Here is a 10087-nt window from a genome sequence, read left to right as displayed (position 1 = left end):
GAATGCCCAGGGCTTTGCGGTGGTCCCCTCGTTGAGCCCCTACAGCGTGAATACCGTCGACCTGGATCCCAAGGGCATGTCACAGGATGTGGAGTTGCAGATCAGCGGTCAGTCGGTGGTGCCCCGAGCCGGTGCGGTGACACTGCTGCACTATCCGACGCGCAGCGGTCGCTTGCTGATGCTGGAGGCTCGCAACGAGCACGGGCATGCCTTGCCGTTCGGTGCCCAGGTATTCGATGTGCAAGGTGACGAGGTGGGGATGGTGGGGCAGGGCAGCCGCCTGCATTTTCGCTCGCATGACGAGCGAGGACGGGTAAGGGTCTCCTGGGGTGAGCAAGCAGATGCGAGCTGCTGGCTGGATTACGCAGAGGGCGCAGCCTCGACCTGTACTTCAGGACCGGCAGACGAGGCATAGGAATGAAAAAATCTATCGGTCGCGCAGCTTATAGCCAAAACCAATCACCAACATGAGGTTTACCAATGAGCCATTGTCGAGGTCATTGGATAGGATTACTCCATCGAAAGTTACCCACCCCAAGTTAACTAACCCTCGAAGGAGCGTTTCTCATGCCCATCATCAACAGCCAGGTCAAACCGTTCAACGCCACTGCCTACCACAAAGGCGAGTTCGTTCAGGTAAGCGAAGCCGACCTGAAAGGCAAATGGTCCGTCGTGTTCTTCTACCCGGCTGACTTCACTTTCGTCTGCCCGACCGAACTGGGTGACCTCGCTGACAACTACGCCGAGTTCCAGAAACTGGGCGTCGAGATCTACGGCGTGTCCACCGACACCCACTTCACCCACAAAGCCTGGCACGACACTTCGGACACCATCGGCAAGATCCAGTACCCGCTGATCGGTGACCCGACCCACGTCATCTCGCGCAACTTCGACGTGCTGATCGAAGAAGCCGGTCTGGCTGATCGCGGCACCTTCGTGATCAACCCGGAAGGTCAGATCAAGATCGTCGAACTGAACGACGGCGGTGTAGGTCGTGACGCAGCCGAGCTGCTGCGCAAGGTCAAGGCTGCCCAGTACGTTGCCGCTCACCCAGGCGAAGTCTGCCCGGCCAAGTGGAAAGAAGGCGAAGCCACTCTGGCGCCGTCGCTGGACCTGGTCGGCAAGATCTGAGTCCATGCACCAGTCGAGGGCGGTGAGCAGCCGCCACAGCTGAAGTACTCACTGCCCCGTCAAACGCCCGGGCGACCTCGCCTGGGCGTTTTTGTATCCGAGTTTTGAAAAAGGAATCGCCCCGTATGTTGGACGCCACGCTTAAATCGCAACTGAAAACCTACCTGGAGCGGGTCACCCAGCCGATCGAGATCGTTGCCTCCCTCGACGACGGCGCGAAGTCCCGTGAAATGCACGACCTGCTGGTTGAGATCGCCGGCCTGTCGAACCTCATTACCCTGCGCGAGGACGGCAGCGACGCCCGTCGCCCGTCATTCTCGCTCAACCGTCCCGGGGGCAATATCAGCCTGCGTTTCGCCGGTATCCCCATGGGCCATGAATTCACCTCCCTGGTACTGGCGTTGCTGCAGGTCGGCGGCCACCCTTCGAAGGCCAGCGCCGAAGTGATCGAGCAGATCCAGGCCCTGGAAGGCGAGTTCAGCTTCGAGACTTACTTCTCGCTGTCTTGCCAGAACTGCCCGGACGTGGTCCAGGCCCTCAACCTGATGGCGGTGCTCAACCCCAACATTCGGCACGTCGCCATCGATGGTGCGCTGTTCCAGGATGAAGTCGAATCGCGCAAGGTCATGGCGGTTCCGAGCATCTACCTGAACGGTGAAGTGTTCGGCCAGGGCCGTATGGGCCTGGAAGAGATTCTCGGAAAGATCGACACCAGTGCTGGCAGCCGCCAGGCCGAGAAGATCAACGCCAAGGACGCTTTCGACGTGCTGGTGGTCGGCGGTGGCCCGGCTGGCGCTGCGGCAGCCATCTACGCTGCGCGCAAAGGCATTCGTACCGGCGTTGCCGCCGAGCGCTTCGGCGGCCAGGTGCTCGACACCCTGGCGATCGAGAACTTCATCTCCGTGCAGGAGACCGAAGGGCCGAAGCTTGCCACTGCGCTGGAAGAGCACGTCAAGCAGTACGACGTCGACATCATGAATTTGCAGCGCGGTGAAGCGCTGATCCCGGCCGCCGATGGCGGTCTGCACGAAGTACGCCTGGCCAGCGGTGCGTCGCTCAAGGCCAAGACCGTGATCCTCGCCACCGGCGCCCGCTGGCGCGAAATGAATGTCCCCGGGGAGCAGGAGTACCGCTCCCGTGGCGTGGCCTACTGCCCGCACTGCGACGGCCCGCTGTTCAAGGGCAAGCGCGTGGCGGTGATCGGCGGCGGCAACTCTGGCGTGGAAGCAGCCATCGACCTGGCCGGTATCGTCGCTCAGGTGACGTTGATCGAGTTCGACAGCCAGCTGCGTGCCGATGCGGTGCTGCAGCGCAAGCTGCACAGCCTGCCGAACGTCAAGGTGATCACCAGTGCCCTGACCAAGGAAGTGCTGGGTAACGGCGAGAAGGTCACCGGCCTGCGCTACGAAGACCGGACCAGCAACGAGATCCACGAACTGGCGCTCGAAGGTATCTTCGTGCAGATCGGCCTGCTGCCGAACACCGATTGGCTCAAGGGCACGGTCGAGTTGTCGCCGCGCGGCGAGATCATCGTCGACGCCAAAGGCCAGACCAGCATCCCTGGTGTGTTCGCGGCCGGTGACGTGACCACGGTGCCGTACAAGCAGATCGTCATCGCCGTGGGCGAGGGCGCCAAAGCTTCGCTGGCAGCCTTCGACCACCTGATCCGGACTTCGGCGCCGGCGTAAGTCAGCGCTGGTCTGATCGCGGGACAAGCCCGCTCCCACCGGTAAAGCGCAGTTCTCGAGAGCTGCGCTTTACCGGTGGGAGCGGGCTTTTCCGTGATATGGCCGACCAAACCAAGTATCACCCGAGGGTGTCTATGATTACTGCAGACGCTCCCAGGAGGTACAGTCATGACCCCGATCAGTCGAGAACCCTGGTGGTTGGTGCCACCCAAGCCCGGCCAGCAGGAGCAGGACCTGCACTGGGGCTATCTGGAAATCTATCCCGACGGCCGCACCGTGTTCGTCGACCAGCGCCCCAGCGACAGAGAGTTGGCCGAGCGCAAGAGCTGCCGTAACTTCCCCGAACCCGACCAGCCCTGACTCAGCCCTCAAGCTGAGCCAGCCGGGCTTCCAGTGCCGCGACCCGGGCTTCCAGCGCCTCGATCCGCTCGTCCGAAGCCGCACCTGACGCACTGCGTGAACCACCTTCCTGCTGACGCGCGGCAAGAATCGCTTCGATCTCGGCCGGATCGCCCAGGGCGTGGGTGTAGCGGTCTTCACGCTGGCCTGCCTGACGTGGCAGGTGCAACGCCAGCCCACGTGAAACCAGGCGTTCCAGCTGATGCTGGACCTGATCGACGTCTTCGAATTCGTGCAGGCGATTGCTGCGGGTCAGTAATTCGTTGAGAGTCTGCGGCCCGCGCAGGAACATCAGGCCCATCAGGACCAACTGTGCCGGCACCAGTTCCAGCGCCTTGTCCACCCGCTGCTCCCAGCGGTCGGCGCGGCTGCCCATCTGCAGGCGGGCCATGTCCTGGCCTTCGAGTGCACGCAGGGCCTGGCCGACCTGGCCGGGGGAGAGGTTCATCACCGGCTCCCGGCTGGTCTTCTGGTTGCAGGCCAGGACCAGCGCATTGAGTGTCAGTGGGTAGCTTTCCGGGCTGGTGGCCTGCTTTTCGATCAGCGCGCCGAGGATACGGACCTCGATACTGTTGAGGCGGCCTTCGCCTGCGGTTTCGTGTTCTGACATGGCCCTGTCTCGTTACTAGGAAAAGGCCATTAGCCTAGGCCTTGCGTCTGGCTTAAGCAATTGCGGCTCAGGCAGCACGCCGCTCCATGGCCTCGCACGCAGCCGCAGTGAACAATACGTCGGTCGATGAATTGAGCGCGGTTTCCGCCGAGTCCTGCAACACACCGATGATGAAGCCGACGGCAACCACCTGCATGGCAAGCTCGCTGGGAATGCCGAACAGGCTGCAAGCCAGAGGAATCAACAGGAGCGACCCGCCGGCCACGCCCGAGGCGCCGCAGGCACAGACCGCAGCCACCACGCTGAGCAGCACCGCGGTCGGCAGGTCGATGGTGATCCCCAGGGTATGCACCGCCGCCAGGGTCAGCACGGTAATGGTGATCGCTGCCCCGGCCATGTTGATGGTCGCACCCAGCGGGATCGACACCGAGTAGGTGTCTTCATGCAGGCCCAGGCGCTCCGACAATGCCAGGTTCACCGGAATGTTTGCCGCCGAGCTGCGAGTGAAGAACGCGGTGATACCGCTTTCGCGCAGGCACAGGAGGGTCAGCGGGTAAGGGTTGCGACGAATCTTCCAGAACACGATCAACGGGTTCATCACCAACGCCACGAACAGCATGCAGCCGATCAGCACCCCCAGCAGGTGCAGGTAGCCGAGCAGGGCATCCAGGCCCGCCTCGGCCAGGGTCGAGCTGACCAGGCCGAAGATGCCCAGCGGGGCGAAGCGAATCACCACGCGAACCAGCTGCGTGATGCCGTTGGACAGGTCGTCGACCACACCGCGCGTTGCCTTGCCAGCCTTGCGCAGCACTATGCCCAGGCCGATCGCCCAGGTCAGGATGCCGATGAAGTTGGCATTGACCAGTGCGCTCACCGGATTGTCCACCGCGCTCAGTAGCAGGCCCTGCAGCACTTCGGTAATGCCGCCGGGGGCGCTCAGCGTCGCTTCATGTGCGCTCAACACCAGAGTCGAAGGGAAGGCCATGCTCGCCACCACGGCGACCACCGCGGCACCGAAAGTGCCCAGCAGGTAGAGCCAGAGAATAGGGCGGATATGGGTCTGCTGGCCTTGTTGGTGGTTGGCGATGGAGGCAATGACCAGCACGAACACCAGGATCGGTGCCACGGCCTTGAGGGCCGAGACGAACACCTTGCCGAGGAATGCAAGATCCCGGGCCAGGCTCGGGGCGATCAGCGCCAGGGCGATGCCGGCAGCCAGGCCAATGATGATCTGTGTCACCAGGCTGGTGCGGTTGAGAAGGCGAAAAACAGGGCTCATGTGCAGCGGGGTCTCGGGTTTGAACGAACCGCGGACTTTAGCACAGGCACTGTAGGACAGGGCTGACGGTATTGTTCCTCCGACGCACTGCAGCGATCGCGGTGCAATCTGCCAGAAAAAGCCAGCATGGCCTCACCAGTTGAACAGTTCCCTGCGCGCTCCTTCGGTAATCGCCACGATCCCCGGATGCTTGACCTTGCGCTCCACGGAGATCGCATAGAACGACTCATGCACCGCCTCGGTTTGCCCGATCAACTCCACGCCGTATTGCCGACACACCTCATCGGCGATCACGCTTGGTGCCACGAAGATGCCGCTGCCCGATTGCCCGAATGCCTGCATCAAGGCGCTGTCGTCGAATTCCCCGACGATACGCGGCTGCACCTGCTGCTCGGCCAGCCAGCGCAGCAAGCGGCTGCGCACCACCGTTTCCTGGCCGGGGATCAGTAGCGGTGCGTCGTTGAGGCAACCGGGGAAGGGCCGCTTCAACCGAGTGGCAAGTGCTGCAGTGGCAAAGAAGCTCAGGCCGCACTCGCCGAGTTTCTGGCTGTAGCCCTTGATGTCCAGGTGGCTAGGCATGGGGCTGTCGGAGATCACCAGGTCAAGGCGCTGGATCGCCAGGTCCGCGAGCAGGCGCTCCAGCTTGTCTTCACGGCAATTGATGCGCAGTACTTCGTCAAGCTCCATGGTCGGTGCCAGCAAGCGATAGACGATGGACTTGGGCACCACGTCGGCGACCCCGACGCGGAACAGGATCTGCTCCTGGGGGCCGGCCCGTAGCAGGGTCTCGAGTTCGCTACCGATCTGGAACATCTGCTCGGCATAGGCGAGGGTCTGGCGGCCGGTTTCGGTCAGCTCCAGTTGGCGACCGACGCGCTGGAACAGCTCCAGGTTGTAGGTCTGTTCGAACAGGCTGATCTGGCCGCTGATGGTCTGCGGCGTGAGATTCAATTGCTCGCTGGCGCGGGTGATGCTGCCAGTGCGGGCTACTACCCAGAAATAGTGAAGCTGCCGGTAGTTGAGCATGGAGACGCTACTCGATTCGTAAAAACCGAAGTATAACCGCTAAAAATACGAATTTTCCTGAACTGTTGTCCTCTCTAGAATTCGACTCCATCAGGCGCGGTGCGCGCGCCAGCCAAATATCGATAAGCGAGGACCCTATGCTACAACTGAAATCCATCGGCACCCCGTTGGTACTGGCGCTGGCGCTCTTGGCCACGGCGGGGTGCGACCAGGCTGAGAAATCGGCGCAGCAGGTGCTGAACCAGGCTGCCGAATCGGCCAAGCAGGCGATCGACAAGACCAACGAGGCGGCCCAGCAAGCGCTGAACGACACTCTTGGTGGTGAAGGGCAAAAGCCCGAGAGCAAGCAAGACAAGAACGACACCCAGGACATCTGAGCGAAGGAACACTAAATGGAATACTTGCTGGAACTTGCCGCGAGCCCCGCCGCCTGGGTCGCCCTGGCTACCTTGGTGGCGATGGAGATCGTGCTGGGTATCGATAACCTGATCTTCATCTCCATTCTCACCAACAAGCTGCCCGAGGCTTACCGCTCCAAGGCGCGACGCATCGGTATCAGCATGGCGCTGATCATGCGCCTGGCGTTGCTCTCTACGGTGGCCTGGATCGTCCAGCTGACGGAGCCGGTGATCGAGGTGTTCGACCACGCCTTCTCCTGGAAGGACATGATCCTGATCGCCGGTGGCCTGTTCCTGCTGTGGAAGGCAACCAAGGAGATTCACGAAAGCGTCGACCCGCATGGTGCGAAGGAAGAGTCCAAGGCCGGCTCCACCGTGACCCTCGGCTTTGCTGCGGCCATCGGCCAGATCCTGCTGCTGGACATCGTCTTCTCGGTAGACAGCATCATTACTGCCGTGGGCATGACCGAGCACCTGCCGATCATGATCATCGCCGTGGTCAGTGCCGTGATCGTGATGCTGGTGGCCGCCGACCCGCTGGCCAAGTTCATCAACGACAACCCTACCGTGGTGATGCTGGCACTGGGCTTCCTGATCATGATTGGCATGACGCTGATCGCCGAAGGTTTCGGCGCCCACGTACCGAAAGGCTATGTGTACGCAGCGATGGCCTTCTCCACGGTGATCGAGATTCTCAACATCATGGTTCGCCGGGCACGCCTGAAGCGCGAGGCGGCGCAAGGCTGACACCAGGCTGAGGTAAAAGAGAAGGGGCTGCCAGGCAGCCCCTTGTTCTTTTGCGGATCAGGTCAATGTGCCCCGGCGTGCCGGCGGGTGCGATGCAGCGGCTGCGGCTTGGGCGTGGTGGCCGCTTGGGTGTGATGCGGTCGGGCATGGCGTCGTGCGATGCGCAGTACCCCCCAGAGCATGGCGGTGGCGACGCTCAACCACATCGCGACCAGCATGAAGATTGCCATTGTCAGGCTCATGTGCGTGCCTCCTTCTCTCGGGACAGCTGTGGGCTGTTCCCTCCAGACACTTACTTAGTCTAGCCGCAGGCGTGTGACGTTCCATTGACCGAAGGTCTATTGTTTGGGTCGTTTCGTTACAAGCCCGGAGCGGGCTATACCCGGGCCGCGTAGGCGCCTATGATCGGAGCCCAGTGCCGGGCGCTGTCTGCCGGGCGTCGAAACAAGCGAGTGTCCATGTCGCAGCATTTCTTCACCTCCCTGAGCCCGCGCCGCCTGCTGGCGGTCTGCCTGGTGGCCGCCAGCCTTGCCGGTTGCGCCGGTTCTCCACCGGCGGCGCTCGACAAACTGCCGCAGCGGGTCGAGATCAGCAGCGTGCCGTTCTATCGTGGCAATGCCAACTTGAGCGGCTCCATGGCCCTGGCCGCCGTGCTTTCGCAGCAGGGCGCGCCGATCACGCCTGGCCTGCTGGACAAATCACTGAACCTGCCGCAGGGCGCGGCGTCGCTGGAGACCGGCATTCCCCGGGTCGCCCGCGAGTACGGGATGGTGGTCTATCCGCTGGACAAGCGCCTGGATGCCTTGCTCACCCAGGTGGCCGCCGGTCATCCAGTACTGTTGCGTTATCACGACGGCTCGGCGCTCTGGGGCGAGCCACGCTATGCGGTGTTGATTGGCTACGACCGTTACAAGCAGCGGGTGTTGCTGCGCTCAGGGATGGTCCGGCGGCATCTGCTGGATTTTGACAGCTTCGAGAGTGCCTGGGCCAAGGAGGGGAGTTGGGCTGTGCTGGTGCAACCGCCGCAGCGCCTGCCGGCCCAGGTCGATCGCCAGCGCTGGCTGAAGGCCGCCGACGAGCTGGCGCGCGATGGCCAGGAGATTGCCGCGAAGCAAGCGCTGCGCAGCCTAGGGCAGTAGTTGCTGGCGGTACTGATTCCACTTCGCGGGTAAACCCGCTCCCACAGGTGCACGTTTGTGGGAGCGGGTTTACCCGCGAAAAGAACAATACGGTGCTACATCAGAACCCCAGGCGATCCCGCAGGCTGTAGTACCACGCACCAATGGCGCTGAACGGTACGCGCAGCATCTGACCACCCGGGAATGGGTAGTGCGGCAGGCCGGCGAAGGCGTCGAAACGCTCGGCCTGGCCACGCAGGGCTTCGGCCAGTACCTTGCCCGCCAGGTGGGTGTAGGTCACGCCATGGCCCGAGCAACCCTGGGAATAGTAGATGTTGTCGCCGATACGACCGACCTGCGGCAGGCGCGACAGGGTCAGCAGGAAGTTGCCGGTCCAGGCGTAGTCGATCTTCACGTCCTTGAGCTGAGGGAAGGCCTTGAGCATCTTCGGACGAATGATCGCCTCGATGTTCGCCGGATCGCGTGCACCGTAGACCACGCCGCCGCCGAAGATCAGGCGCTTGTCGCTGGTCAGGCGGTAGTAGTCGAGCAGGTAGTTGCAGTCTTCGACGCAGTAGTCCTGTGGCAGTAGAGTGCGGGCCAGTTCATCGCCCAGTGGCTCGGTGGTGATCACCTGGGTGCCGCAGGGCATGGACTTGGCGGCCAGTTCCGGCACCAGGTTGCCCAGGTAGGCGTTGCCCGCGACGATGATGAACTTGGCGCGCACTTTGCCTTGTGGGGTATGTACCACAGGGTTGGCGCCACGCTCGATGCGGACGGCAGGCGTCTGCTCATAGATGACGCCGCCCAGCGACTCGACCGCAGCGGCCTCGCCCAAGGCAAGGTTCAGCGGATGGATGTGGCCCCCGCTCATGTCGAGCATGCCGCCTACATAACTGTCGCAGGCCACCACTTCACGGATGCGCTTCTGGTCCATGAGCTCCAGCTGGGTGTGGCCGAAGCGTTCCCACAGGCGCTTTTGCGACTCCAGGTGGCCCATCTGCTTGCTGGTCAGGGCCGCGAATACGCCGCCGTCTTTCAGGTCGCACTGGATGTTGTACTTGGCCACGCGCTCACGGATGATGCGTCCGCCTTCGAAGGCCATCTCGCCCAGCAGTTGTGCCTGCTTGGGGCCGACGGTGCGTTCGATGACGTCAATGTCGCGGCTGTAGCTGTTGACGATCTGCCCGCCATTGCGGCCCGATGCACCGAAGCCGACCTTGGCGGCTTCGACGACGGCCACCTTGAAGCCGTTCTCCAGCAGGAACAGCGCGCTCGACAGGCCGGTGTAGCCGGCACCGATGATGCATACATCGGTCTCCACCTCGCCCTGCAGCGCCGGACGTGGCGGCACCGGGTTGGCCGAGGCGGCGTAGTAGGACTGGGGGTAGGGGGTGTTAGCCATGCTCGGAAAACCTCGTGTTTTATATTTTTAACGAATGTACCGATGCTATCAATAATAATAAACACCCGCTAGTCGTATGGTGAAAATCCTTTACAGGAGAGTTACTGCCACCCATGGGCGCAAACATTTTTAGAATCAGTAGGTTAGCTCGAAAAAAACTGTTGACAGGGATTTTCTAGCGCGTAGAATGCGCCCTCATCGACAGGCACATAGCTCAGTTGGTTAGAGCACCACCTTGACATGGTGGGGGTCGTTGGTTCGAGTCCAATTGTGCCTACCAAATCGA

General features: G+C 62.2%; 12 protein-coding genes and 1 tRNA gene. 8 read left to right on the top strand and 5 right to left on the bottom strand.

Annotation, left to right across the window (positions count from 1 at the left end; genetic code table 11):
* The 4 genes from F6X62_RS24865 to F6X62_RS24850 form a co-directional block, all read left to right on the top strand.
* The coding region (locus tag F6X62_RS24865; protein WP_153774998.1) for a FimD/PapC C-terminal domain-containing protein at window positions 1-415 on the top strand (415 nt) is incomplete at its 5' end.
* Window positions 416-567: 152 nt separating this feature from the next.
* A complete protein-coding gene (gene ahpC / locus F6X62_RS24860; RefSeq protein WP_004375926.1) occupies window positions 568-1131 on the top strand; it encodes an alkyl hydroperoxide reductase subunit C in 564 nt (187 codons plus the stop codon).
* 125 nt (window positions 1132-1256) lie between these two features.
* On the top strand, window positions 1257-2819 hold the full coding sequence (ahpF, locus tag F6X62_RS24855) for an alkyl hydroperoxide reductase subunit F (RefSeq protein WP_054892077.1): 1563 nt from the start codon (window positions 1257-1259) through the stop codon (window positions 2817-2819).
* A 168-nt stretch (window positions 2820-2987) separates the two neighbouring features.
* On the top strand, window positions 2988-3179 hold the full coding sequence (locus F6X62_RS24850) for a hypothetical protein (protein WP_054892076.1): 192 nt from the start codon (window positions 2988-2990) through the stop codon (window positions 3177-3179).
* Between the two features lies 1 nt (window position 3180).
* Here F6X62_RS24850 and F6X62_RS24845 read toward each other — a convergent pair whose 3' ends face one another.
* The 3 genes from F6X62_RS24845 to nhaR all read right to left on the bottom strand — a co-directional run bounded on the left by F6X62_RS24845 (window position 3181) and on the right by nhaR (window position 6133).
* Window positions 3181-3828: a YceH family protein gene (locus F6X62_RS24845; protein WP_063545327.1), complete on the bottom strand. Its 648-nt coding sequence runs from the start codon at window positions 3826-3828 to the stop codon at window positions 3181-3183.
* Window positions 3829-3895: 67 nt separating this feature from the next.
* Complete coding sequence (gene sstT, locus F6X62_RS24840; RefSeq protein WP_153774997.1) at window positions 3896-5107, bottom strand: serine/threonine transporter SstT; 1212 nt, start codon at window positions 5105-5107, stop codon at window positions 3896-3898.
* Window positions 5108-5239: 132 nt separating this feature from the next.
* On the bottom strand, window positions 5240-6133 hold the full coding sequence (gene nhaR, locus F6X62_RS24835; protein WP_153774996.1) for a transcriptional activator NhaR: 894 nt from the start codon (window positions 6131-6133) through the stop codon (window positions 5240-5242).
* A 137-nt stretch (window positions 6134-6270) separates the two neighbouring features.
* Here nhaR and F6X62_RS24830 point away from each other — a divergent pair, with 137 nt between their 5' ends.
* Entirely contained in the window at window positions 6271-6510 is a 240-nt protein-coding gene (locus tag F6X62_RS24830; protein ID WP_063545324.1) for a hypothetical protein, read from the top strand.
* Between the two features lie 15 nt (window positions 6511-6525).
* The gene (locus tag F6X62_RS24825; protein WP_054892071.1) at window positions 6526-7278 is read left to right on the top strand and encodes a TerC family protein; all 753 of its coding nucleotides are present in this window, start codon (window positions 6526-6528) and stop codon (window positions 7276-7278) included.
* Window positions 7279-7340: 62 nt separating this feature from the next.
* On the opposite strand, the gene F6X62_RS24820 is transcribed toward F6X62_RS24825, so the two are convergent.
* Window positions 7341-7520: a hypothetical protein gene (locus tag F6X62_RS24820; RefSeq protein ID WP_054892070.1), complete on the bottom strand. Its 180-nt coding sequence runs from the start codon at window positions 7518-7520 to the stop codon at window positions 7341-7343.
* Between the two features lie 159 nt (window positions 7521-7679).
* Between F6X62_RS24820 and F6X62_RS24815 the strand changes: the two genes are divergently transcribed.
* A complete protein-coding gene (locus F6X62_RS24815; RefSeq protein ID WP_153774995.1) occupies window positions 7680-8417 on the top strand; it encodes a peptidase C39 family protein in 738 nt (245 codons plus the stop codon).
* A 100-nt stretch (window positions 8418-8517) separates the two neighbouring features.
* Here F6X62_RS24815 and F6X62_RS24810 read toward each other — a convergent pair whose 3' ends face one another.
* The gene (locus tag F6X62_RS24810; protein WP_054892068.1) at window positions 8518-9801 is read right to left on the bottom strand and encodes an FAD-binding oxidoreductase; all 1284 of its coding nucleotides are present in this window, start codon (window positions 9799-9801) and stop codon (window positions 8518-8520) included.
* A 203-nt stretch (window positions 9802-10004) separates the two neighbouring features.
* On the opposite strand from F6X62_RS24810, the gene F6X62_RS24805 reads away from it, so the two are divergent.
* A tRNA-Val gene (locus F6X62_RS24805) sits at window positions 10005-10081 on the top strand.
* The last annotated feature ends 6 nt before the right edge of the window (window positions 10082-10087 follow it).

Origin of the sequence: Pseudomonas sp. MNR3A, assembly GCF_009650575.1 — a bacterium.
Taxonomy (GTDB): Bacteria; Pseudomonadota; Gammaproteobacteria; order Pseudomonadales; family Pseudomonadaceae; genus Aquipseudomonas; species Aquipseudomonas machongensis.
The sequence above is the reverse complement of the archived record's forward strand: the minus strand, read 5'-3'. Positions and strand labels throughout refer to the sequence as shown.

What these genes read in the sequence shown, in the direction of transcription:
- ahpC (WP_004375926.1), top strand. Translation starts at nt 568, where the DNA reads ATGCCCATCATCAACAGCCAGGTCAAACCGTTCAACGCCACTGCCTAC.
- ahpF (WP_054892077.1), top strand. Translation starts at nt 1,257, where the DNA reads ATGTTGGACGCCACGCTTAAATCGCAACTGAAAACCTACCTGGAGCGG.
- F6X62_RS24850 (WP_054892076.1), top strand. Translation starts at nt 2,988, where the DNA reads ATGACCCCGATCAGTCGAGAACCCTGGTGGTTGGTGCCACCCAAGCCC.
- F6X62_RS24845 (WP_063545327.1), bottom strand. Translation starts at nt 3,828, where the DNA reads ATGTCAGAACACGAAACCGCAGGCGAAGGCCGCCTCAACAGTATCGAG.
- sstT (WP_153774997.1), bottom strand. Translation starts at nt 5,107, where the DNA reads ATGAGCCCTGTTTTTCGCCTTCTCAACCGCACCAGCCTGGTGACACAG.
- nhaR (WP_153774996.1), bottom strand. Translation starts at nt 6,133, where the DNA reads ATGCTCAACTACCGGCAGCTTCACTATTTCTGGGTAGTAGCCCGCACT.
- F6X62_RS24830 (WP_063545324.1), top strand. Translation starts at nt 6,271, where the DNA reads ATGCTACAACTGAAATCCATCGGCACCCCGTTGGTACTGGCGCTGGCG.
- F6X62_RS24825 (WP_054892071.1), top strand. Translation starts at nt 6,526, where the DNA reads ATGGAATACTTGCTGGAACTTGCCGCGAGCCCCGCCGCCTGGGTCGCC.
- F6X62_RS24820 (WP_054892070.1), bottom strand. Translation starts at nt 7,520, where the DNA reads ATGAGCCTGACAATGGCAATCTTCATGCTGGTCGCGATGTGGTTGAGC.
- F6X62_RS24815 (WP_153774995.1), top strand. Translation starts at nt 7,680, where the DNA reads ATGATCGGAGCCCAGTGCCGGGCGCTGTCTGCCGGGCGTCGAAACAAG.
- F6X62_RS24810 (WP_054892068.1), bottom strand. Translation starts at nt 9,801, where the DNA reads ATGGCTAACACCCCCTACCCCCAGTCCTACTACGCCGCCTCGGCCAAC.